The 22,857-nt window shown below is 67.7% G+C and carries 26 protein-coding genes and 1 pseudogene; 12 read left to right on the top strand and 15 right to left on the bottom strand.

Annotated elements, in window-relative coordinates:
• Positions 1-9: 9 nt before the first annotated feature.
• A pseudogene (locus ABQF13_RS18265) lies at positions 10-163 on the bottom strand (NmrA family NAD(P)-binding protein); the annotation flags it as partial.
• A gap of 40 nt (positions 164-203) precedes the next feature.
• Between ABQF13_RS18265 and ABQF13_RS18260 the strand changes: the two are divergent.
• The 6 genes from ABQF13_RS18260 to ABQF13_RS18235 all read left to right on the top strand — a co-directional run bounded on the left by ABQF13_RS18260 (position 204) and on the right by ABQF13_RS18235 (position 5,555).
• Positions 204-887, top strand: a complete 684-nt coding sequence (locus ABQF13_RS18260) for an HAD family hydrolase (protein WP_448394188.1) — start codon at positions 204-206, stop codon at positions 885-887.
• Positions 888-944: 57 nt separating this feature from the next.
• The gene (locus ABQF13_RS18255) at positions 945-2,459 is read left to right on the top strand and encodes a sugar porter family MFS transporter (protein ID WP_448394187.1); all 1,515 of its coding nucleotides are present in this window, start codon (positions 945-947) and stop codon (positions 2,457-2,459) included.
• 26 nt (positions 2,460-2,485) lie between these two features.
• On the top strand, positions 2,486-2,767 hold the full coding sequence (locus ABQF13_RS18250; protein ID WP_448394186.1) for a phosphoribosyl-ATP diphosphatase: 282 nt from the start codon (positions 2,486-2,488) through the stop codon (positions 2,765-2,767).
• Positions 2,768-2,772: 5 nt separating this feature from the next.
• Complete coding sequence (hisG, locus tag ABQF13_RS18245; protein WP_448394315.1) at positions 2,773-3,624, top strand: ATP phosphoribosyltransferase; 852 nt, start codon at positions 2,773-2,775, stop codon at positions 3,622-3,624.
• A 67-nt stretch (positions 3,625-3,691) separates the two neighbouring features.
• Positions 3,692-4,174 carry a DUF4126 family protein gene (locus ABQF13_RS18240; protein ID WP_448394185.1) on the top strand — a complete coding sequence of 161 codons (483 nt, stop codon included), beginning with the start codon at positions 3,692-3,694 and terminating at the stop codon, positions 4,172-4,174.
• Between the two features lie 10 nt (positions 4,175-4,184).
• Entirely contained in the window at positions 4,185-5,555 is a 1,371-nt protein-coding gene (locus ABQF13_RS18235; RefSeq protein WP_448394184.1) for an FAD-containing oxidoreductase, read from the top strand.
• On the opposite strand, the gene ABQF13_RS18230 is transcribed toward ABQF13_RS18235, so the two are convergent.
• The 6 genes from ABQF13_RS18230 to ABQF13_RS18205 all read right to left on the bottom strand — a co-directional run bounded on the left by ABQF13_RS18230 (position 5,552) and on the right by ABQF13_RS18205 (position 9,218).
• Complete coding sequence (locus ABQF13_RS18230) at positions 5,552-5,908, bottom strand: DoxX family protein (RefSeq protein ID WP_448394183.1); 357 nt, start codon at positions 5,906-5,908, stop codon at positions 5,552-5,554. The two genes, ABQF13_RS18235 and ABQF13_RS18230, sit on opposite strands and share 4 nt — an antisense overlap.
• On the bottom strand, positions 5,908-6,552 hold the full coding sequence (locus ABQF13_RS18225) for a flavodoxin family protein (protein ID WP_448394182.1): 645 nt from the start codon (positions 6,550-6,552) through the stop codon (positions 5,908-5,910). The genes ABQF13_RS18230 and ABQF13_RS18225 overlap by 1 nt, the downstream gene beginning before the upstream one ends.
• A 1-nt stretch (position 6,553) precedes the next feature.
• Positions 6,554-7,057 carry an SRPBCC family protein gene (locus ABQF13_RS18220; protein ID WP_448394181.1) on the bottom strand — a complete coding sequence of 168 codons (504 nt, stop codon included), beginning with the start codon at positions 7,055-7,057 and terminating at the stop codon, positions 6,554-6,556.
• The gene (locus ABQF13_RS18215) at positions 7,054-7,371 is read right to left on the bottom strand and encodes an ArsR/SmtB family transcription factor (protein ID WP_448394180.1); all 318 of its coding nucleotides are present in this window, start codon (positions 7,369-7,371) and stop codon (positions 7,054-7,056) included. Before ABQF13_RS18215 ends, ABQF13_RS18220 begins: the two co-directional genes overlap by 4 nt.
• A gap of 174 nt (positions 7,372-7,545) precedes the next feature.
• Positions 7,546-8,343 carry a thioesterase family protein gene (locus tag ABQF13_RS18210; RefSeq protein ID WP_448394179.1) on the bottom strand — a complete coding sequence of 266 codons (798 nt, stop codon included), beginning with the start codon at positions 8,341-8,343 and terminating at the stop codon, positions 7,546-7,548.
• Entirely contained in the window at positions 8,340-9,218 is an 879-nt protein-coding gene (locus ABQF13_RS18205) for a RecB family exonuclease (protein WP_448394178.1), read from the bottom strand. The genes ABQF13_RS18210 and ABQF13_RS18205 overlap by 4 nt, the downstream gene beginning before the upstream one ends.
• 74 nt (positions 9,219-9,292) lie before the next feature.
• On the opposite strand from ABQF13_RS18205, the gene ABQF13_RS18200 reads away from it, so the two are divergent.
• Positions 9,293-10,135 carry a tRNA (adenine-N1)-methyltransferase gene (locus ABQF13_RS18200; RefSeq protein WP_448394177.1) on the top strand — a complete coding sequence of 281 codons (843 nt, stop codon included), beginning with the start codon at positions 9,293-9,295 and terminating at the stop codon, positions 10,133-10,135.
• A gap of 76 nt (positions 10,136-10,211) precedes the next feature.
• On the opposite strand, the gene ABQF13_RS18195 is transcribed toward ABQF13_RS18200, so the two are convergent.
• From ABQF13_RS18195 to ABQF13_RS18185, 3 genes are read right to left on the bottom strand one after another with little or no spacing between them, the layout of a single operon-like run.
• Positions 10,212-10,505 (bottom strand): DUF503 domain-containing protein, encoded by a 294-nt coding sequence (locus ABQF13_RS18195; protein ID WP_448394176.1) that lies wholly within the window; start codon positions 10,503-10,505, stop codon positions 10,212-10,214.
• Positions 10,506-10,510: 5 nt separating this feature from the next.
• A complete protein-coding gene (locus tag ABQF13_RS18190; RefSeq protein WP_448394175.1) occupies positions 10,511-11,056 on the bottom strand; it encodes a lipoprotein LppK in 546 nt (181 codons plus the stop codon).
• A 9-nt stretch (positions 11,057-11,065) separates the two neighbouring features.
• Entirely contained in the window at positions 11,066-11,560 is a 495-nt protein-coding gene (locus tag ABQF13_RS18185) for an MTB12 family secreted protein (protein WP_448394174.1), read from the bottom strand.
• 146 nt (positions 11,561-11,706) lie between these two features.
• Between ABQF13_RS18185 and arc the strand changes: the two genes are divergently transcribed.
• On the top strand, positions 11,707-13,542 hold the full coding sequence (gene arc / locus ABQF13_RS18180; RefSeq protein ID WP_448394173.1) for a proteasome ATPase: 1,836 nt from the start codon (positions 11,707-11,709) through the stop codon (positions 13,540-13,542).
• Between the two features lie 105 nt (positions 13,543-13,647).
• On the opposite strand, the gene ABQF13_RS18175 is transcribed toward arc, so the two are convergent.
• The 3 genes from ABQF13_RS18175 to ABQF13_RS18165 form a co-directional block, all read right to left on the bottom strand.
• Positions 13,648-14,274 carry a hypothetical protein gene (locus ABQF13_RS18175; RefSeq protein WP_448394172.1) on the bottom strand — a complete coding sequence of 209 codons (627 nt, stop codon included), beginning with the start codon at positions 14,272-14,274 and terminating at the stop codon, positions 13,648-13,650.
• A gap of 96 nt (positions 14,275-14,370) precedes the next feature.
• Positions 14,371-15,516: a hypothetical protein gene (locus tag ABQF13_RS18170; RefSeq protein ID WP_448394314.1), complete on the bottom strand. Its 1,146-nt coding sequence runs from the start codon at positions 15,514-15,516 to the stop codon at positions 14,371-14,373.
• Positions 15,517-15,561: 45 nt separating this feature from the next.
• A complete protein-coding gene (locus tag ABQF13_RS18165) occupies positions 15,562-16,731 on the bottom strand; it encodes a hypothetical protein (RefSeq protein WP_448394171.1) in 1,170 nt (389 codons plus the stop codon).
• A 40-nt stretch (positions 16,732-16,771) separates the two neighbouring features.
• Here ABQF13_RS18165 and dop point away from each other — a divergent pair, with 40 nt between their 5' ends.
• From dop to prcA, 4 genes are all read left to right on the top strand, one after another.
• On the top strand, positions 16,772-18,280 hold the full coding sequence (dop, locus tag ABQF13_RS18160) for a pup deamidase/depupylase (RefSeq protein ID WP_448394170.1): 1,509 nt from the start codon (positions 16,772-16,774) through the stop codon (positions 18,278-18,280).
• Positions 18,281-18,383: 103 nt separating this feature from the next.
• On the top strand, positions 18,384-18,578 hold the full coding sequence (locus ABQF13_RS18155) for a ubiquitin-like protein Pup (protein ID WP_069408097.1): 195 nt from the start codon (positions 18,384-18,386) through the stop codon (positions 18,576-18,578).
• Positions 18,579-18,598: 20 nt separating this feature from the next.
• Positions 18,599-19,480, top strand: a complete 882-nt coding sequence (gene prcB / locus ABQF13_RS18150; protein ID WP_448394313.1) for a proteasome subunit beta — start codon at positions 18,599-18,601, stop codon at positions 19,478-19,480.
• Complete coding sequence (prcA, locus tag ABQF13_RS18145; protein WP_448394169.1) at positions 19,477-20,199, top strand: proteasome subunit alpha; 723 nt, start codon at positions 19,477-19,479, stop codon at positions 20,197-20,199. The genes prcB and prcA overlap by 4 nt, the downstream gene beginning before the upstream one ends.
• Here the strand turns inward: prcA and ABQF13_RS18140 are convergent.
• Positions 20,196-21,074 (bottom strand): alpha/beta fold hydrolase, encoded by an 879-nt coding sequence (locus ABQF13_RS18140; RefSeq protein ID WP_448394168.1) that lies wholly within the window; start codon positions 21,072-21,074, stop codon positions 20,196-20,198. The genes prcA and ABQF13_RS18140 overlap by 4 nt on opposite strands.
• Before the next feature lie 94 nt (positions 21,075-21,168).
• On the bottom strand, positions 21,169-22,782 hold the full coding sequence (locus ABQF13_RS18135) for an alpha/beta hydrolase (protein WP_448394167.1): 1,614 nt from the start codon (positions 22,780-22,782) through the stop codon (positions 21,169-21,171).
• Positions 22,783-22,857 lie beyond the last annotated feature (75 nt).

Genomic DNA, 22,857 nt, shown 5'->3' with positions numbered 1-22,857 from the left:
GGGTTCGCCGAGGTGGCCGGTGACGGCGCCGACCCCATCGGGCAGGCTGGCCTTGGCGGGAGTTTTTGGTCAGTGCGCGGATGTCGTTGCAGCCCAAGTCGATCAGGTGGTCGACAATGCGGCGACCGATGTTTCCGGTGGCTCCCGTCACGAGAATTGTCACGGATTTCACGCTCCGCGCCGGCCATGACACAATCGCGAACATGCAGGCCGTGCTGCTCGATATGGATGGCACCCTCGTCGACTCCGAAAAACTCTGGGACGTCTCGCTGGCCGCGCTCTACACCGAACTCGGTGGCGGGTTGACCGCGAAGGTCAGGGCGTCGCTGGTGGGCAGTTCCGCCGAAGACACCATCCGCACGGTGTACGCCGACCTCGGCCTCGACGCGGACCCGGCCGCGATGGCCGAATCCGACCGTTGGCTGCATACCTACACCGCCGAGCTGTTCGAGGACGGGCTGCCGTGGTGTGAAGGCGCCCGTGAAATGCTGGAAGCGCTTGCCGCCGAAGCAATTCCGATGGCATTGGTGACCAATACGCAGCGCCTGCTGACTGAGCGTGCGCTGAACAGCATTGGCAGGCATTACTTTTCGGCAACTGTCTGCGGCGACGAGGTGCGTCGCGGCAAGCCCGCGCCCGACGCCTACCAGCGGGCCGCCGACCTGCTCGGGGTGGCGCCGGCGAAGTGCCTGGCGATCGAGGACTCCGTCACCGGCACCGCCGCCGCCGAGAACGCCGGCTGCCCGGTGCTGGTGGTACCCAATGACGTCGAGGTACCCGCCGGGCCCCGGCGCCGACACGTCGATTCGCTCGCGGGTTTGGACGCTGCGGCGTTGCTGAAGATCTACGCGCAACTGACGGGAGAACTCGGCGAACAGCCCGCCTGACGCGGGCGCCAATGATTCAATGTGTCTCTTGTCACGCATGCTGCGGAGGGGCGACTCATGAGTCATTCACCGGCTGGCGCACCCGAATCCGGATTGGATTACGAGGAGACGGAGCACGCCGGGCGGGTCGTGCGGATCGCGGCCGTGGCGGCCCTGGGCGGGCTGCTGTTCGGATACGACAGCGCGGTGATCAACGGTGCGGTCGCCGCGATCGAGGACGAGTTCGCAATCGGCGGCCTCGGGTTGGGCTTCGCGGTGGCATCGGCTTTGCTGGGGGCCGCGGTCGGCGCGATGACCGCGGGCGGGCTCGCCGACAAAATCGGCCGCCTGGCGGTCATGAAGCTCGCGGCCATGCTCTTTTTGATCAGCGCGTTCGGCACCGGTTTGGCGTTCAACTTCATCGGTGGCAACGACGACCACTATCTCGGCCTGCCGAGCGGCCTGTGGATGCTGGTGGTGTTCCGCATCGTCGGCGGCGTCGGGGTGGGTGTCGCCTCGGTGATCGCTCCGATGTACATCGCGGAGACCTCGCCGCCGCGGATCCGGGGCCGGCTCGGCTCGCTGCAACAGTTGGCGATCGTCACGGGCATCTTCTTATCGCTGGCGATCGATTACCTGCTGGCCCACCTGGCAGGAGGGTCCGGTGAAGTCCTGTGGCTCGGCATGGAGGCGTGGCGCTGGATGTTCCTCATGATGGCGGTCCCGGCCGTCGTCTACGGCTCGCTGGCGTTCACGATCCCCGAGTCGCCGCGTTATCTCGTTGCGAAATACCGGATTCCGGAAGCGCGCAGGGTCCTCACCATGCTGCTGGGGGAGAAGAACCTGGAGTTGACGATCACCCGCATCCAGAAGTCGCTCGAGGCCGAGAAGCCGCCGTCATGGCGTGATTTGCGCAAGCCCACCGGCGGCATCTACGGCATCGTGTGGGTCGGCCTGGGGTTGTCGATGTTCCAGCAGTTCGTCGGCATCAACGTGATCTTCTACTACTCAAACATCCTGTGGGAGGCCGTCGGCTTCGATGAGAGCCAGGCGTTCGTCATCACGGTGATCACGTCGGTGACCAATATCGTCACGACGTTGATCGCGATCGCGCTGATCGACAAGGTCGGGCGCAAACCCCTGCTGCTCGTGGGTTCGACGGGTATGGCGGTCACGCTGAGCACGATGGCGGTGATCTTTGCCACCGCGGGCACCGAGGTCGTCGACGGCGTGGAACAACCGGTGCTCCAAGGGGCATCGGGGCCGATCGCGCTGGTCGCGGCGAACCTGTTCGTGGTGTCGTTCGGCATGTCGTGGGGCCCGGTGGTCTGGGTGCTGCTCGGCGAGATGTTCCCCAACCGTATCCGCGCTGCGGCGCTCGGCCTGGCCGCGGCCGGACAGTGGGTGTCCAACTGGCTGATCACCGTGACGTTCCCTGGTCTGCGCGACCATCTGGGCGCGGCGTACGGCTTCTATGCGGTGTGCGCGGTGCTGTCGTTGGTGTTCGTGTGGCGCTGGGTGGCAGAGACCAAGGGTAAGCACCTGGAGGATATGCAGCAGGACATTCCGGTGTCGAAACCCCGTGCTGGCTAAACCCGCGTGACCCGCACCGGTCCGGCGTGAAACAATCGCAGGCCGTGAAGACCTTCGAAGCGCTGTTCGCCGAACTGTCCGAGCGCGCGCGGACCCGGCCGGCAGGCAGCGGAACCGTCGCAGCGCTCGACGGCGGCGTGCACGGGCTCGGTAAGAAGATCCTCGAAGAGGCCGGCGAGGTGTGGCTGGCCGCCGAACACGAGAGTGACGAGGCCCTGGCCGAGGAGATCAGCCAACTGCTGTACTGGACGCAGGTGTTGATGCTCGCGCGGGGGCTCACGCTCGATGACGTCTACGCGAAGCTATGACCGACATGCTGCGCGTCGCCGTCCCGAACAAGGGCACGCTGTCCGAACCGGCCTCCGAAATCCTGTCGGAGGCCGGATACCGGCGCCGCACCGACTCCAAGGACTTGACGGTCGTCGACGTCGCCAACCACGTCGAGTTCTTCTTCCTGCGGCCGAAGGACATCGCCACCTACGTCGGGTCGGGCGAGCTGGACTTCGGTATCACCGGACGTGACCTCGCCGCCGAATCCGATGCGCCGGTGACAGAACGTCTGGCGCTGGGGTTCGGCTACTCGACTTTCCGCTACGCGGCGCCTGCCGGGACCACCTGGCGGGTCGAGGACCTCGCAGGTAAGCGGATCGCCACGGCATTTCCGAATCTGGTCCGAAAAGATCTGGCGGAAAAGGGAATTGAGGCCACGGTCATCCGCCTCGATGGTGCGGTGGAGATTTCGGTGCAGCTGGGCCTCGCCGACGCGATCGCCGACGTGGTGGGTTCGGGCCGAACCCTCGGGCTGCACAACCTGGTGGCGTTCGGAGAATCGCTGTGCGATTCAGAGGCGGTGCTCGTCGAACGCATCGACGCCTCCGACGACAACCGCTCGGCCCGCGACCAATTGGCCGGACGCGTCCAAGGCGTGGTGCGGGGCCAGCAGTACCTGATGCTGGACTACGACTGTCCGCGCAGTGTGCTGGACGCCGCGATCGCCGTCACGCCCGGCCTGGAATCGCCCACCATCGCGCCGCTGGCCGATACGGCGTGGGTGGCCGTGCGCTCGCTGGTACCGCGCCGCGACGTCAACGCCATCATGGACCAGCTCGGAGCCATCGGCGCGAAGGCGATCCTGGCCTCCGATATCCGGTTCTGCCGCATCTGATTCACCCGGCCGGCACGCGTGGGCCGTGTTAGCGTCCGAAAGGCGTATTCACCGGTCGGAGGTCGACATGACGCAGGCTCTGGTTATCTTGCTCGCGCTACTGATCGGTGTGATCGCCGGCCTGCGGTCGTTCACCGCGCCCGCGGTGGTGTCATGGGGCGCGGTACTGGGCTGGATCGACGTGGGCGACAAGTGGTCTGAGTGGATGGCGCATCCGATCACCGTCACGGTGTTGACGATCTTCCTGCTGGTGGAGTTGGTCACCGACCAACTGCCGCAGACACCGAGCCGCAAGACGACGCCCCAGTTCGTCTTCCGGCTCATCATGGGCGCCTTCGCCGGTGCCGTCATCGGCAGCGCCTTCTTCCACACGTTCAGCGCGCTGGGCGCCGGAATGGTGGGTGCGGTGCTCGGCACCCTGGCCGGTGCGGCGGCGCGCGAGCGGCTGGCATCGCTGCGCAACGGCCAGGACCGCCCCGGCGCCATCCTCGAGGACATCGTCGCTGTCGGCGGCGGATTCCTCGTCGCCTTCCTCGTCAGCCTCATCTGAGCGGCAGCCGATGGCAGAGAAGTTCGACGCGATCATCGTCGGCGCCGGTCAGGCGGGGCCACCGCTGGCGGGACGGCTGACCGAGGCCGGGCAGACGGTCGCGGTGATCGAACGCAAGCTGGTCGGCGGCACCTGCGTCAACTACGGCTGCATCCCGACCAAAACCCTGGTGGCCAGCGCCCACGCCGCTCAATTGGCGCGTCGCGGCGCCGAATACGGGGTCGGCACAGGCGAAGTCACGATCGACATGCGAAAGGTCAAGGCCCGCAAGGACAGCATCGTCAACGACGACCGCGAAGGTGTGGAGTCCTGGCTGGCCGGGATGTCGGGGTGTACGTTCCTCCGCGGCCACGCCCGGTTCGAGGACCCGCACACGATCCGGGTCGACGACCGGGTGCTGGAGGCCGACAGGATCTACCTCAACGTCGGCGGTCGCGCGGTGGCCCCCGATATGCCCGGGTTGTCTGACATCGACTACATGACCAACGTCGGCATTCTCGAACTCGACGCCGTGCCTGAGCATCTGGTGATCATCGGCGGCAGCTACATCGCGTTGGAGTTCGCGCAGATGTACCACCGGTTCGGCGCCGGCGTCACGGTGATCGAGAAGGGCCCGCGGTTGACGTCACGGGAGGACGAGGACGTCTCGGCCGCCATCAAAGAGATCCTCGAAGCCGAGGGGATCGAGGTGGTCGTCGACGCCGACGCGATCCGGTTCACCAAAACCGACGACGGCTTCGAAGTCGTCCCGAGCGACGGTGCGGCACCGATCGCGGGAACCCATCTGCTCGTCGCCGTCGGCCGCACGCCCAACACCGACGACCTGGGGCTCGACAAGGCGGGGGTCGCGACCGACGATCGCGGCTACATCGTCGTCGACGACCAGCTGCGAACCAACGTCGAGCACATCTGGGCAATGGGCGACTGCAACGGCAAGGGCGCGTTCACGCACACGTCGTACAACGATTTCGAGATCGTCGCGGCGAACCTGCTCGATGACGACCCGCGCCGGGTGAGCGACCGCATCACCACCTACGCGCTCTACATCGACCCGCCGCTGGGCCGCGCCGGGATGACCGAGGCCCAGGTGCGCAAGTCCGGGCGAAAGGCGTTGGTGGGCACGCGCCCGATGACGCGGGTCGGTCGCGCGGTGGAAAAGGGGGAGACGCAAGGCTTCATGAAGGTGGTCGTCGACGCCGAGACCGAGAAGATCCTCGGTGCGGCGATCCTCGGCGTCGGCGGCGATGAGGTGATTCACGCGATCCTCGACATCATGACCGCCGACGAGCCCTACACCGCGATCTCGCGCACGATGCACATCCACCCGACGGTCAGCGAATTGGTGCCGACGATGCTGCAGGAGTTGAAGCCGCTCGACTAGGGCCGCGCCAGGTCGAGCACCAGCGTCGCCACCGCCAGCGCGAGAAAGATCGTCGGGTAGGCGATGTTGTGGAACACCCGGTAGCGCACGTGGATGGCGACCGCGCCGATGAAGAACAGCACCAGGCCGACCGCCGCCGCGAGCCCGATGACCGGCACGCCGGCCAGCCCGACGATCAGGCCGGCCGCTCCGGCGGCCTTGAGCACACCCAGCGGTGTGATGGAGCGGTCCGAGAGGTGAACGGCGGCGGCGTTGTCGAGCACGAATTGGGCACGAGCGAAGTCCGCGACGGCTGCCGCGACGTTGACGACGGCGGTGACCGCCGTGACGATGACGTACGCGGTGGTCAGCATCAGCGAGCCGCCGACGCTACTGCGGGAGACGACGCCGCCGGGGTGACGGACCGGCCGACCTTGAGTTGGCGGGTCACGATCGCCACCCGCCAACCGAGGTGCCGGCAGGTCTGCACATCGGACGGATGCACCCGATCGGGGTCGGCGTCGATGTCGGTCTGCGCGCCGGCGCCCAGCCAGAAGCCCAGGCGGTTGAGATCGTTCTGACTGCTGCCCGAACTGTTCCATCCAGGACCCAAACCCAAACTGACCCAATGCATATGGTGCTGGGCCGCGAAGACCGCCATCGACACCAGCGTGTTGAGCTTGTCGCCGCTCTTGGCGCCGGAGTTGGTGAACCCCGCCGCGACCTTGTCGCGCCAGTCGCCGTTGGCGCAGCGCCGTCCGGTCTTCTCGGCGAACGCCTGAAAGCCCGCCGACAGATTGCCCATGTAGGTGGGGCTGCCGAAGATGATGCCGTCCGCCCCGTCGAGAACGTCCCAATCCGTTTCGGTCATCTGGTCCACCGACAGCAGCGTGACCGCGGCGCCGGCCTCGCGCGCACCGGCGGCCACCGCGCCGGCGAGCGTGGCGGTGTGACCGAATCCGGAATGGTAGGCGATAACAATCGTAGCTGCGGCGATATCGGATCCGTTGTGAGACATGTCAGTTCGCTTCCTGATGGGCGAGTTTGTTCACTTCCAGCCGACGGCCCTCCCAGTCCGGCAACTCGGTGCCCGCCAGATAGGCCGCCAAGCGGTCGAGGTAGGCGTGGCTGCCACCGTAGAAGCCCGACGCGTTGCGGACGCTCAGGCCGCGGTGGCTGAATCGCAGCAGCGTGCCGTCGCCGTCGGGCGCCAACTCGTAACGCACCACGCCGTCCTCGACGATGGGCTGCTTCCACTCGTGTTCGAACACGCGCGGTGGATCCCAGACCAGAATGCGCCCGTTCATCCGCTTGCGTTCGGGCGGCAGCGGCGGGTCGGTCGCCACCATCTCGATCGAACCGCCTTCGCGGGCATCGATCGTCGTCTCGCCGAACCACTGCGCCCGCTGCGCTGGATCGGTGATGGCCGACCACACCGCCTCGATCGGAAAGGGCAGACGGCGTTCGAAATTCAACACGGCGCGGTCGCCGTCGACCGTCAGCCGGCCGTCGAGTTCGGTCACTGTGACTCCTTGTGCGTGCGTTCCAGGTGCCGCTCGAGGGCGTCGAGGTGATCGGTCCAGTAGCGGCGGTAACGGTTGATCCATGCGTCCATGGCGACGAGCCCGTCGGCGCGCAGCGCGTAGATCCGGCGCTGCGCGTCCGGCCGAACCTCGACCAACCCGACCTCGCGCAGCACGCGCAGGTGGCGGGACACGGTCGGCTGGGTCAGGCCGGGCAGGGTCGCGACGAGCTCACCGGCGGTGCGTTCACCGTCGATCAGCGCGTCGAGCAGTGCCCGACGACTCGGCTCGGCGACGGCTTCGAAGACATCCACCCATCGAGTATCGCATCTCGTCTATATAGATGCAAACACATATAACTCCTAGGGGTGCCCGCGGCGGAGCGCATCAAAACGGAGTTGGCCGATCTCGGAGATGTTCTTCGTCAGTTCCACGTTCACCCACAGCGCGGTGTGGGTGAACGTGAGCTCGGAACCCCACGGGTACGGTCATCGGCGGCGTTGCACCAGCAGCGTCTGCGCCGAGGTGCCGATGAAGCCGTGCCGGTCGAACAGATCGGCGGTGGTGACACCGATCCCGTCGGGACCGATCGAACCCTGCGCGCGCAACGCGAAGTCGCTGCCGACGGGCAACCGGTGCAGGTGCACGGCGGTGTCGGTGTTCATGAACAGGAACTCCGTCGGGTCCAACGCGGCGCCGGCCCCGTTCGCGGAATCGACCACCATCGCCAGGCGCTGCAGATCCGTCGTCGGCTCGGCATCCACCAGCGGCACCAGCGGGCCCAACCACACCACCGCGGACTCGCCCTCGGTAACGCGCTGCCTGCGCCAGCTCACCGTCTCCAGGTAACCCTTGGCGCCCTCCCAACTGTGCGGCACCGACAACGCCTCACCCTCGACCAGCGGGGGATAGCGGTCGGTCGCCACGTCGGCAGTATCGCTGGTGGCCAGCAGCCACGCCGTGACGCGCGCCACCACCCGGTACGTACCGTCGGGTTGCGCCGCAGCCATTTCGGCGACCATCAACGAGATCCGCCTGCCCGGGCGGTCCACCCAAGCCCGCACCCGCACCCGCGTCACCGGGATCGCGCCGAGGATGTCGAGCGTCAACCGGCCGATCCGCAACCCGGAATCGCCGGCGAGAGCCTCGATGTGCTTGGTCATCAACGCCAGCGGCGGAGAGCCGTGCTGGATTTCGGGATCCCAGTTGCTGCGGGTGCCGTCGGTGGAGTCGAAGACCGCGTAATCGCCGTCGACGCCGACGCGGCGGAAATAGCAGTCGATCACGCGGCCGGCTCCGCGCCGCGCAGCACCACGTCGTCACTGGACCCGCGGCCGTCATCGGGTGCCTGCGGCCAACCCGGATACGGCGGGGGTGTCCCGCCGAACACCGGACAGTGCGCGTGGTGGGCGCACCAGTCACACATCCGCGACGGGCTGGGCCGGAAGTCGCCGGTGGCGCCCGCGGTTTGGATGGCCCGCCAGATCGCCGACAACGTCTTCTCGAACCGCAGCAGCTCCTCGATGTCGGGCGTGTAGTCCAGAATCTGACCGTCGGCCAGATACAGCAGCCGCAGCCGGGTGGGCACCACCCCGCGCGAGCGCAGCACCGCCACCGCGTAGAACTTCATCTGGAACATCGCCTTGAACTCGGCGTGTGCGCGCGCCTCCGGTGGGGCCTTGCCCGTCTTGTAGTCGACCACCCGAAGCTCACCGGTGGGCGCGACGTCGATGCGGTCGACGAACCCGCGCAGCAGCGTGCCGTCCGCGAGCTCGACCTCGACGCGTTGTTCGCAGCTCTGCGGATCGAACCGGGTCGGATCCTCGAGTCGGTAGTAGCCCGCCAGCAACGCCCGCGCCTCATCCAGCAGCGCCGGGTCGATCTGATCGGCGAGCTCGGGCTCGGCGGCCACCAGCCGTTCGGCGGCCGGCACGACGAGCGTCCTCGCCGTCTCCCAACGCCGCTGGTCGGCCGGCAGCGCGTAGAGCTGCTCCAGCGCGGCGTGCACCACCGAACCGCGCACCTGAGCGGCCGACGGCGGCTCGGGCAACCGGTCGATGGCACGGAACCGGTACAGCAGCGGGCACTGCTTGAAGTCGGCGGCCCGCGACGGCGACAGCGCCGGACGCCGGGCCGCCCGTTCGTCCGGCACGTCGGTCATAGGGGCAGCCTAAGACTGAGCTCCGACAACCCCGGACAGCCGTGGCGGCGAGTCGACTGGCACGCTAAACGGCTGTGGCAGGCAACTCGCGGACCGGTCCGTTCGCCGTCGGCGATCGGGTTCAGCTCACCGATGCAAAGGGCAGGCGCTACACGATGCTGCTCACCCCCGGCGGCGAGTTCCACACGCATCGCGGCATCATCTCGCTGGACACCGTGATCGGCCTGCCGGAGGGCAGCGTGGTGAAGTCCACCAGCGGTGACCAGTTTTTGGTGCTGCGCCCCCTGCTCGTGGACTACGTGATGTCGATGCCGCGCGGCGCGCAGGTCGTCTATCCCAAGGACGCCGCGCAGATCGTGCACGAAGGCGACGTCTTCCCGGGCGCCAGGGTGCTGGAGGCCGGCGCGGGCTCCGGCGCGCTGACGTGCTCGCTGCTGCGCGCCGTCGGCCCGGAGGGCCGGGTCACCTCCTACGAGGTGCGTGCGGACCACGCCGAGCACGCGGCCCGCAATGTGGCCACCTTCTTCGGTGAGCGGCCGGGCAACTGGGAGTTGGTGATCGGCGACCTCACCGACTACGCGGGCGCCGAAGTCGACCGCGTGGTGCTCGACATGTTGGCGCCGTGGGAGGTGCTGGAGACGGTGGCCGGTGCCCTGATCCCGGGTGGGGTGCTGATGGTCTACGTCGCGACGGTGACCCAGCTTTCGCGCACGGTGGAGGCGCTGCGCGCGCAGCAGTGCTGGACCGAGCCCCGGGCCTGGGAGGGCATGCAACGCGGCTGGCACGTCGTCGGCCTCGCGGTGCGTCCGGAACACACGATGCGCGGACACACGGCGTTCTTGATCAGCGCGCGCAGGCTGGCGCCGGGAACCGTCGCGCCGCTGCCGAGCCGACGCAAACGCCGGCTCGGCGGCTAGTCGCTCGCCCAGACCGACGCAATGGTCGAATCCGCCGCGCGGAAACGACCAAAGCGTCGGTTTCGCGCGGCTCCGCTCAGTCGGTGCTGCGAAGCAGGCCCCGCCGCGCGGACAGCAGTTCCATCTCCGGGCGCGCCGCGACCAACCGTTCGGCGGCGTCGAGCACGTCGACGACGTGTCCGCGGTCCGCGGACACCGCAGCGAGGCCGACGTTGGCGCGGCGGTACAGCTCCTGCGCCCCGGTCTCGGCCGCCGACACGGTGAACCGGCGGTGCAGTTCGGCGATGACCGGACGGATGAGCGAGCGCTTCTGCTTCAGCGACCGCACGTCGCCGAGCAGCAGATCGAATTCCAGCCAGCCGATCCACATCGCGGTCAGCGCGTCGGTGTCGGCGACGGTTCCTTGTCCGCGTACAGCAGCACGTCGGCCGTCTGACGGGTCAGCTGCCAGCCGTCGGGGCCGGGGGTGAACTCCATCGGGAACGCGAAGTCGCCGCCTTGGGGGTCGGCGGGCTTGATGACGATGCGCGCGACGATGTCACCGGTGCCGCCCTGCGACCAGTTCATATCGTGCGCCTCCACGGTCAGCGGGGCGAACCCGCCGTCGGCGAGCGCGCGGGCGAACTTGTCCAGCGCGGCCGCGTCGTCGGGTGTGGCGTGCTGCACTAGGGTGAGCTTTTCTGCGCCGGGCACGTTCGGGTCGCCGAGCCGGTAGATCACGTCGGTCAGCGCGGTGTCCGGGGGAAGCGGGGCGGCCGTCGGCGATGGCGCAGAGGGCGGCACCGTCGGTGGTTTGGTGATCGGCGGCAGCGTCTCGTTTGCCGCCGGCCGGGGTGTTTCGTCGGCGCCGCACGCACCTAGCCCGAGCGCCGCCGCTATCGCGACGGCGCCCAGGACAACGGACTGCGTGGTGCGCGGCACCGGAATCGGTCAGCCGGCTGCCGAAAGCAGGGCCATGGCCGAGGACTTCGACAGCTGCCAGCCGGTGGGACTCGGACCCGCGACGAAGAGGACGTTCTGCGTCGCGACGGAACCGTTGGCGGCCGAGGCGGTGACATTCGCCGTCGCCGACGGGCCGTTCTGTTCGATGCCGGACAGGCTGAACGACAGCGGGAACACGCCGTTGGACGCCGCGTTCTTGAACGCACGGTCGGCGGTGAGGGCCTCGATGCGGCCGATGCCGCCCTGGATGTAGGCCTCCTTGGAGCCGCCGAACGAACCTCCGCCGGCCAGCGCGTTGAGCGTCGTCAGCAGCGGGCCCTCGAGCTCCGGCGCCGGCGTCTGCGGCATGGGGATGTCCCACACCACGGGTTGCACGGCCGGGGCGGCAGAATTTCCATTGGATGCAAGGGAAGTCACACCCGCCGCCGCACCGGCTACGACAGCGGCCGCCGCCATGCCGGTAACGAGGGTTTTCAGGATCACGATTGTCCTTTCGATGGGACCAACTGAGCAGAGAGGTTAACAAGTGGTGCTGGTGTGTCGGCTTCCTACACCGCACACAATGGCTGAATCGCCGGTAGCGTTGAAGTTGTTACTGCACCAACTTCCGGTGCGGGAAGGGGCGCAACATGAGTGAATCCGAGCGTTCTGAAGCCTACCCAGATGGTTTCGGCAGCCGGGAATCAGGCATGTCCAGCGACGATGCCGCTGAGCTCGAGGAACTGCGCCGCGAGGCGGCAGTTCTGCGGGAGCAGTTGGAGAGCGCAGTGGGCCCGGCGAGCGGGTTGCGGAGCGCACGCGATGTGCATCAGCTCGAGGCGCGGATCGACTCCCTGGCGGCGCGAAACGCCAAACTGATGGAAACTCTTAAAGAAGCCCGTCAGCAACTGCTGGCGTTGCGCGAGGAAGTCGACCGTCTCGGTCAGCCGCCGAGCGGTTACGGCGTGCTGCTGGGCGTGCAGGACGACGACACCGTCGACGTCTTCACCTCCGGACGCAAGATGCGGCTGACGTGCTCACCCAATATTGACACCAAGACGCTCAAGCAGGGTCAGACGGTCCGGCTGAACGAGGCGCTGACCGTCGTCGAGGCCGGCAACTTCGAAGCGGTCGGTGAGATCAGCACGCTGCGCGAGATCCTTTCCGACGGCCACCGCGCACTCGTGGTCGGCCACGCGGACGAGGAGCGCATCGTCTGGCTGGCCGAGCCGCTGGTGTCCGTCGAGGATCTGACCGACGAGTACGACCCCCTCGACGACGAACGGCCCCGCCGGTTGCGGCCGGGCGATTCGCTGCTCGTCGACACCAAGGCCGGTTACGCCTTCGAGCGCATCCCCAAGGCCGAGGTCGAGGATCTGGTGCTCGAAGAAGTGCCGGACGTCAGCTACAACGACATCGGCGGGCTGGGCCGCCAGATCGAGCAGATCCGCGACGCGGTCGAGTTGCCGTTCCTGCACAAGGAGCTGTACCGGGAGTACTCGCTGCGCCCGCCCAAGGGCGTGCTGCTCTACGGTCCGCCCGGCTGCGGTAAGACGCTGATCGCCAAGGCGGTGGCCAACTCGTTGGCCAAGAAGATGGCCGAGGTCCGCGGTGACGACGCCCGCGAGGCCAAGAGCTACTTCCTCAACATCAAGGGCCCGGAGCTGCTGAACAAGTTCGTCGGCGAGACCGAGCGACACATCCGGCTGATCTTCCAGCGGGCGCGCGAGAAGGCCTCCGAAGGCACCCCGGTGATCGTGTTCTTCGACGAGATGGACTCGATCTTCCGCACCCGTGGCACCGGGGTGAGCTCTGACGTGGAGACCACCGTCGTGCCGCAGTTGCTCAGCGAGATCGACGGCGTCGAGGGGCTGGAGAACGTCATCGTGATCGGCGCCTCCAACCGCGAGGACATGATCGACCCGGCGATCCTGCGGCCCGGCCGCCTCGACGTCAAGATCAAGATCGAGCGGCCCGATGCCGAAGCGGCCCAAGACATCTTCAGCAAGTACCTCACCGAGGACCTGCCGGTGCACGCCGACGACCTGGCCGAGTTCGGTGGCGACCGGTCGGCATGCCTGAAGGCGATGATCGAGAAGGTCGTCGACCGGATGTACGCCGAGATCGACGACAACCGGTTCCTGGAGGTCACCTACGCCAACGGTGACAAGGAAGTCATGTACTTCAAGGACTTCAACTCCGGGGCGATGATCCAGAACGTCGTGGACCGCGCGAAGAAGAACGCGATCAAGTCGGTGCTGGAAACCGGTCAGCCCGGTCTGCGCATCCAACACCTGCTCGACTCGATCGTCGACGAGTTCGCCGAGAACGAGGACCTGCCCAACACCACCAATCCCGATGACTGGGCACGGATCTCGGGTAAGAAGGGTGAGCGGATCGTCTACATCCGCACCCTGGTCACCGGTAAGAGTTCGAGCGCATCGCGCGCGATCGACACCGAAAGCAACCTCGGCCAGTACCTATAGCGAGGGTGCGCTGGGTGTAGCCCCTTTTGCCGCGATCGTGCGTGTCTGAGCCCGGCACGCCGGTGCACTAGCCGATTCTGCGCACGCTCGTCAGGCTGGTCAGCTTTACGCCGTCTGCAGCGAGTAGCTGTTGGCCAGATCGTCCTGGGTGACGCAGGCGCGCTCGGTCGCGGTGTCGACCACCAGGGGCGACGTCGGCACCCGCGACCGGTAGCTCCAGCCCGCCGGTAGCGAAAGCCGCTCGCCCAATCCAGCCAGATCGTCCAGTGACAGCGACGGATCGACCGTCTGGCTCCAGGTCTGCATCACCCAACACCGGCCGTCGGGGTCGACGAGTTCGTAGATCTCGCGGCCGGCGTCGAAGGTGAACACGGCTTTGCGGTCCACCCGGTTGACGTTGTAGGGCGCCGGGTTCATCGAGGACAGCTGCACCGTGGCCTGGCGGATCATTTCGATACCGCCGAAGGTCTTGTGTGCCAGCGTTTCTCGACCACGCTTACCGATGCTGCTCATCAGCCAGTACCGGGGTCCGTTGAGCAGCGCGGCGACGGCGCCGTTGTCCGCTGCAATGGCTTGGGCGTCCAGCTTCTCCCATAACTCGGCCGGGCAGTCGTTCAGCGGAAAGGTGTTGTAGACGGTGGCCTCCGGACCGTTCGCTGCGTTGTGCACCAGCAAGATTTCGCCGTAGCGCTTTCCGAACACGTCGGTCGTCGTCGTCATATCGTCGGGCATACCCGCGAACGTAGCGTCAGCGCCGCGACGAGGGTGCGGAAAATCGCGCAAATGACCGGCGTGTCGCCCTCAGGCAGGCTCGCACGCTCGCCGCGGTTACGGGCCGGTGGTTTCGCGTTCCAGATATGCGTCGCGGCCGGCGAGGCTGACCGCCACATCGGCGATCAGCGGATCGAAGAACCGCTCCCGATAGTGCGGGTCGACGCTGGTGCTCACGGTGAAGTACAACCCCGACAGCACCGCGACGAACAGCGAAACGTGTACGACGGTCTGCGGCACAGGCACGTCGACGCCGAACCATGTTCCTGGACACGGTGGTTGACCGATAGCACAGGACTGCTCGGCCGCCCACAGCACGGCCACGTCGTCGGGTATCGCGACGATGCCCAGCGCCAGGAAGAACGCGAAGATACCCGCGGTGAAGAACACCACCTGGATGGTCTGCGACACCACCATCACCGCGACGACGTTGACCTGTTCGGCCAGTGACAGCGGGGTGCGCGCAGGCTGGTGGCCGTTCGGCGTGGCCAACGGGGTGCCGGCCAGCAGTTTGGCCGGATCGTTTCGTTCTGCGCGGTCTTCCCGCAGCGCGCGGACCTCGTCGCGGATGGTGGTCACCATGAACAGCAGGGCCACCAGCGCCAGGAAACCGATTGTCTCCCACAGTCGTTGACGGGTCATCCGGGCGGCCAGCTGCCACAGCTCGCCGGTGAAATACACGACCACGGTGATCATCAGCAGCGGCAGCGCTCGGCTCATCAACGTGCCGAGCGCGCCGAACTGCACCGACGCGAACCGCAGCGCCCACAACGCGATCGCGCCGAACCCGATGTAGGTCAGCCAGATCGCCACCAGCACGACGACCGCAAACCCCACCGCCTCCGCCGCCGCGATACCCGTAAAGCCGCTGTCGGCGAACGGAAGCCCGAACACGAACAGGGCGATCACGAGCAGGGCGGCAGACCGCCGGACCGCATCAGAGCGGGTCGTGCCCGAGCGGTGCAGCGCATACAACGCGAACGGTGCGGCGATCAGCAGCAGCGTCAGCACCGCCAGGCGGGTCACGATGCCGAAGTCGGGATCGCCGTCGCTCAATTCGGCGAGCAGAAACGTCAGCGCGATGAGCGCGCCGATACCGCTGACCATCGGCGCGGAGCGTTCCACCAGCGCACGTGACCGCACGCGCCGGGTCAGGACCAGCGGCAGGCCGCGATGTAGAAACCATTCGTGGACATGCCGCATGTCGGACACCGCCACATTGTGCGTGATGACGACGGCTCCGGCGGGTCAGCGCGCCGACACGTAGGCCCGGTAGCGGTCACGGGCCATCAGGGTGAGCCGCAGATCGTCGGTCAGCGGATCGAGGAACTGCTGCCGGTAAGCGCTGTCGGCGACCGACTTGGCGCTGACGTACATGAACGTCAGCGCACCCAGAAACAGGGTGACCTGGATCAGCGCCTGGGGTACGGGGATCGTCATGCCGAGAAGCGTTCCGTCGCTTGACCCGTGCTGGGTCCAGGCGGCCAGCACCTCGGGGGAGAGCACGATCAGCCCCAGCACCAGAAAGATCAGCGCCGTCACGACGGCCACCACGAAGATATGCGCCAGCTGGGAGGCGGCCAGCACGAACATCACGTTGAGCTGCTCGGGTCTGCGCAGGGGAAGGCTGCCCGGCGGATCGGGCATCGCCTCGAAAGGCGTTGTGTCCAACTGTGCTTCACGACCGTCGAGCAGACCCTGGGTTTCCATCAGCGGCCGGAACCTGTCGACGGTCACCGACACCACGAACGCCGCGGCGATCAACGACAGGAACAACAGCGCCAGCCACAGCCGCTGACGCGAGATCTTGGCCGCCATCAACCACACCGGCGAGTTGAAAAACACCAGGAACGTCAGCAGCAGCACCGGAAGGGCGCGGACGACCAGCGAACCGGCAGCGGCCAGATGCGACAACGTCATTCGCGCCGTCCAGCTCAGGATCGAACCGGCGCCGCACGCGGTGGCCGCCAGGATGATCGCGATGACGATGGCCTCGAAGATCAGGTCTCCGATCACCCGCGGGCCCGGGCCGCCGAGGATACCGCCGACGACCGCGACGGCCAGCGACACCGTTGCAGCCACCCTGCGGCGCGGCACCGTGGCGATGCGTGACACCAGCCAGCCGACCACCGCAGCAGCCGGCAACACCAGAATCACCAGCGCCAGAACGAACCACTCGGTGCGCGTCGGTTGGCCGTCGATGTCGATGGTGTGCTTACCGGTGATCTGCACGACCAACGCGGAGTTGAGCATGAACACCGCGAACGCCGCCAGCGCGGGCGCCGAGCGCGGCCACACCCGCCGGACCAGGGCGCCGGGCCGCAGTACGGCCGGCAGCCCGTGGTCGAGGAACCACGCGTCGGCGGCGCGGCGCAGCACCACCTCATCGGCCTGTTTGGCCTGGCGATTGGACGGCACGGTGGCAGGCTACTGTGCGGCGTCGCCTACGCTGGGCCACATGCAACGGATTATCGGGACTGAGGTCGAGTACGGCATCTCGTCGCCGTCCGATCCGACCGCGAATCCGATTTTGACGTCGACGCAGGCGGTGCTCGCCTATGCGGCCGCCGCCGGGATTCAACGTGCCAAGCGCACCCGGTGGGACTACGAGGTGGAATCACCGCTGCGCGACGCACGCGGATTCGATCTGAGCCGCTCGGCGGGCCCACCGCCGATCGTGGACGCCGACGAGGTCGGTGCCGCCAACATGATCCTGACCAACGGCGCGCGGCTGTACGTCGACCACGCGCACCCGGAATACTCGGCACCCGAGACCACCGACGCGTTGGACGCGGTGATCTGGGATAAGGCCGGTGAGCGGGTGATGGAGGCCGCCGCGCGGCACGTCGCCAGCGTGCCCGGAGCCGTCAAACTGCAGCTCTACAAGAACAACGTGGACGGCAAGGGCGCGTCCTACGGATCGCACGAGAATTACCTGATGAGCCGCCAGACGCCGTTCTCGGCGGTGATCGCCGGGTTGACACCGTTCTTCGTGTCGCGCCAGGTGATCACCGGTTCGGGCCGGGTCGGCATCGGCCCGTCCGGCGACGAGCCCGGCTTCCAGCTGTCGCAGCGCGCCGACTACATCGAGGTGGAGGTCGGCCTGGAGACCACGCTCAAACGCGGCATCATCAACACCCGCGACGAGCCCCACGCCGACGCCGACAAGTACCGCCGACTGCACGTGATCATCGGGGACGCCAACCTGTCGGAAACCTCGACCTACCTCAAGCTCGGCACCACCGCGCTGGTGCTCGACCTCATCGAAGAGGGCCACCAGATCGGGGTGGACCTGACCGACCTGGCGCTGGCCCGGCCGGTGCACGCGGTACACGTGCTCAGCCGCGACCCGTCGCTGCGCGCCACCGTCGCGCTGGCCGACGGCCGGGAACTGACCGGTCTTGCGTTGCAACGCATTTACCTCGACCGGGTGGCCAAACTGGTCGACAGCCGCGACTTCGACCCGCGCGCCAGCGACATCGTCCAGACCTGGGCGCACGTGCTGGATCTGTTGGAGCGCGACCCGATGGAATGTTCCGAGATCCTCGACTGGCCCGCCAAGCTGCGGTTGCTGGAGGGTTTCCGGCAGCGGGAGAACCTGGGCTGGTCGGCGCCCCGGCTGCATCTCGTCGACCTGCAGTACTCGGATGTGCGGCTGGACAAGGGCCTCTACAACCGGCTGGTGGCACGCGGGTCGATGAAGCGGCTCGTCACCGAGCAGCAGGTGCTCGACGCGGTCGAGAACCCGCCCACCGACACCCGTGCATACTTTCGGGGTGAGTGCCTGCGGCGCTTCGGCGCCGATATCGCGGCCGCCAGCTGGGACTCGGTCATCTTCGACCTGGGCGGCGATTCGCTGGTGCGGATACCCACCCTCGAGCCGCTGCGGGGCAGCAAGGCGCATGTCGGCGCGCTGCTCGACTCGGTGGACAGCGCCGTCGAACTGGTCGAACAGCTCACGAACTGATAGCGCTAAGCCCGGCATTTCACGTGCCGACCGGTAGGGTGGAAGGACGGCGGGCAGGCAAATGGCCCGCCCGCGACGGCTATAGACATAGCAGGAGGCAGCGATGGCTCAGGAGCAGACCAAGCGTGGCGGTGGTGGCGGCGAGGACGACGACCTCTCCGGCAACGCGGCCGGCGGGCAGGAGCGTCGCGAGAAGCTGGCCGAGGACACCGACGACCTGCTCGACGAGATCGACGACGTTCTGGAAGAGAACGCCGAGGACTTCGTCCGCGCATACGTCCAGAAGGGCGGACAGTGAGCTGGGCGAATCGCGAAAAGCTGACCTTGCCCACCCAGTCGAACTTTCCTACGCCCCTGGTTCCGTCTGTATCCGTGGACCTATCGTCTTTTTCTGATCTGCTGCGCCATCAGGCACCGGAGCTGTTGCCCGTGAACATGCACGCCGCCGTCACCGACGCGGTGCCGCACGGCACTACGATCGTCGCGCTTAAGTACCCGGGTGGTGTGGTGATGGCCGGCGACCGCCGGTCCACCCAGGGCCACATGATCGCCGGACGCGACGTGCAGAAGGTGTACATCACCGACGATTACACGGCCACCGGTATCGCGGGCACCGCGGCGATCGCGGTGGAGTTCGCCCGGCTCTATGCCGTCGAACTCGAGCACTACGAGAAGCTCGAGGGTGTCGCGCTGACCTTCAACGGCAAGGTCAACCGGCTGGCCACCATGGTGCGCGGCAATCTCGGTGCGGCCCTGCAGGGCTTCGTCGCACTGCCGCTGCTGGCCGGATACGACCTCGATGACCCCAATCCCGAGGCCGCAGGCCGGATCGTGTCGTTCGACGCCGCCGGCGGATGGAACTTCGAGGAAGAGGGCTACCAGTCGGTGGGTTCGGGCTCGATCTTCGCCAAGTCGTCGATGAAGAAGCTGTACTCCCAAGTCCGCGACGGCGATTCGGCGTTGCGGGTGGCGGTGGAGGCGCTCTACGACGCCGCCGACGACGACTCGGCGACCGGCGGACCGGACCTGGTGCGCGGCATCTACCCGACCGCGGTGATCATCGGCGAAGATGGCGCCGAGGAGGTGACCGAAGAACGGATCGCCGATCTCGCGCGCCAAGTCATCGAAAGCCGTTCGCGTACCGACACATTCGGACCCGATGCCACCCACCGATCGACTGACGCGCGAGGGGACTCGTGAGCTTTCCATATTTCATATCGCCAGAACAGGCGATGCGCGAGCGTTCGGAGCTCGCACGTAAAGGAATCGCCAAGGGCCGCAGCGTGGTCGTGCTGGCATACGCCGACGGTGTGCTGTTCGTCGCCGAAAACCCCTCGCGTTCGCTGCAGAAGGTCAGCGAACTCTACGACCGCGTCGGGTTCGCCGCCGTCGGCCGGTTCAACGAGTTCGACAACCTGCGACGCGGCGGCATCCAGTTCGCCGACACCCGCGGTTATGCCTATGCGCGGCGCGATGTCACGGGCCGCCAACTGGCCAACGTCTACGCGCAAACTCTCGGCACCATCTTCACCGAGCAGGCCAAGCCCTACGAGGTGGAGTTGTGCGTCGCCGAGGTCGCGCACTACGGCGAGTCCAAACCGCCTGAGCTGTACCGCATCACTTACGATGGGTCCATCGCCGACGAGCCGCATTTCGTCGTAATGGGCGGCACGACCGAACCGATCACCGCGGCGCTCAACGAGTCCTACACCGAGAATGCCAGCCTGCCCGACGCGGTGAAGATCGCCGTCGACGCGCTGAAGGCGGACGCCAACGGTGGTTCAGAACAGCGAAGCCTCGGACCCGCCACGCTGGAGGTCGCCATCCTCGATGCCAACCGGCCGCGCCGGGCGTTTCGCCGTTACACCGGTGCTGCGCTCGAGGCGCTGCTGCCCGAGGACCAGGCTGCCGGCTCCTAAGGGTTTGTCGCGGCGCGGACCAGGACCAACTCGGCGAACTGCTCCGGGCACTCCAACGGAGTGAAATGGCCGGAGTCGAACGCGTAGTTCAGCGTCACGTCGGTGAAGTAGTGGTCGATCCGGTCGGCCCACTCGCGCGGAAACAGCGGATCGTGGTGGGGCCACAACACATCGGCGGGGACGCGGATCCTGATGGCCCGCTCGGGTGGTAGCTCGGTGAGCGCTTGGGCGATCATCCCCGCCCCCGCGCGGTACCAGGCGATCGACGCGGTGAACGCACCGGGCAGCGCGTAATCGCCCACCAGTCTTTCCAACTCATCCTCGGGCAGGGTGAAGTTTGGTCCTGACCAGTGAATCCAGAAGTGCCGCAAGTACTCCCGTACCGCGTCGGCGTTGCCGTCGATCAGCTGCGCGGCCATCGGCAACTGGTGGAAGGCCTGGTACCAGAACTCGCTCTGGACGTGTGCGCTCAGCACGCGGTCGCCGGCGCCGGGTAGTGGGGGAGACAGCACAAGCGCCGCAACCAGGTCCGGTTGCATCCGGGCCACGCTCTGTGCGACGCGGCTGCCGACGTCGTATCCGCCGAGCACCACCGGCGGCAGCTCCAGTTCCTTGATCAGTCCGATGATGCTGCTGGCTTGGGCGGTCGCGCTGTAGAAGTGCCGCACCGCGACGGCGTGTTTGTCGGAGCCGCCGAAGCCGCGCAGATCGGGCACGATGACGTCGGCGGCACCAGCGAGCAGCGGCACCACGTGGCGGTAATCGTGGCGGTTGCCGGGCCACCCGTGCAGCAGCACCACTGGCGGCGCACCTGTGGTGCCGAACCGGTCGAAGGCCAGGCGGAACCCGTCCACCGGCGCGCTGCGCGACCACATCGCCCCATTTTGGCCGCGTTCCCCCGCGAACAGACACGAACTCGTCTATTTGGCGGTGCTCAAGTGCGATTTCGCGTCTGCTCACCGAGGGAAGTCAACCCGGCAGTTGGATCGCGGCCCGGTCCCCGGTGATCACCGCGAGGATGTTGCGCCACGCGTCCGACTGACGGTTGAGCACATCGGAATGCGCCCACGGCCCGGCCATCAGCCGGCCGTCGTCGTAATGGCCTGTGGCCAATGGGATTACGCCGGGCATCTCGTCGGGGTCGGCGCCGTGTGGGCCGCCGGGGATACCCTGCACGGCCTGGATGTAGTCGCCGGGCGCGGTCATCGAGAAGCGCAGCACATGGGGGTTGCGATTGTGCCAGTCACCCGGATCGTCGACACCGACGCCGGCCCCGGCGGCCGCCACATACAGCGTGCGATCGGCGGTCAGGCCCAGCGCCTCGGCCGTGCCGAGGATCGAACCGCCGTAGGAGTGGCCGATGAATGTCACCGGTACCGGTTGTTCCGGCGCGGCTGCGGTGCCGACGGTGCGGTCGACGTCCTCGCTGAACGCGACCAGCCGCGGCGCCATCTGCAGGGCGTAGCGGGGGTCGGCCGCCGAGACCAGCGCGGTGGCCGGATTGTCACCGCGCGGAAACGGGCCGCCCAGATAGCTGATCGCGGCGGCCTCGCCCCGGGTCGCCGAGACGAACCGACGGGCGGTGTCGTTGACGGCGGCAGACCCCGCAATCGTGGTGTTGAGCCCGGGCACCAGCACCGCCACGCTGGTGGCCCTCGACACGTCGCCGTGCAACTCCACCAGCGACGCGCGGGCGGGGTCAAACGCAAGGATCTGCCGGTCGATACGGCCCCCGCTGCCCGCGGGGTCGTCGACCTCGGAGAGCAGGTCGCGGTAGACGGCCAGCCGGTCGGGATCCTCTTCGTCCAGGATCGCCTGCGCGATGTTGGTGCGATTGGCCTCGACCCGCATCGCCCAGGGCACTCCGTCGGTGTTGCCTACCTGGTGCGGAAACTCAACGATCAGCCGCTGCCGCTGCTCGGGCGTCATCGCCGTGATCTGCTCGGCGATGCGGTCCTGGCTCAGCGCCGGCCAGCCCGCCACCACGTCGCCGGCATGCACGGGCCATGCCCCGGCCGGCACTGTCGAGGGCGCGGCGGCCACCGGTAGCGCGAGGGCGTCGGCGATATCGTCGGCGGCGTCGGCGTCGGCGGCGGCCAACCGGTCGAGCGCCTCGACGATCTGGGCGCTCAGCGCGTCGGCGCGCACCGCCAGCATGCCGCGTGCGACGCCGTCGTCGCCGCCGGAGAGCGCCACCAGCAGCGACGTCGGATCCGCACCCACTGACACCGAGCCGTCGTCGCCGACGGTGAACCCCTCGGAGGTGGCGTCGGCGACGCGCGCCAGCACCACCTCGCGGGCGGCGGCGATCTGCTGCGCGCCGTCGGAGGCCGCGACAGCCGCGCGCACCGCGGCCCGCGCGACCGCGTCGGACTCCTCGCCGATCGAGAGCGCCTCGCGCCGTGCGGCTTCGGCGGCCGCGCCGGTCCAGAAGTCCGCGCTGGCGAGCACGCCGCGCACGGTGGCCTCGACGCGGTCGTTGACGTCGGCCGCCGCGGCGCACAGGTGGTCGGCGAACTCGCGCAGGTCATCAGGTCGCCACTGCTCGGCCTGCGACACGGTCGGACGCGTCCCTTCGCCCACGCCTCATGCAAGCACAGCCGCGGGCGGCTGCGCTGCGGTTATCCACAGGGGCGGGGCCGGCATCGGCGCGGCTTG

The organism is Mycolicibacterium sp. XJ879, from assembly GCF_053483935.1.
Note: the sequence above shows the minus strand (reverse complement) of the source record. Positions and strands in the feature narration are given on the sequence as shown.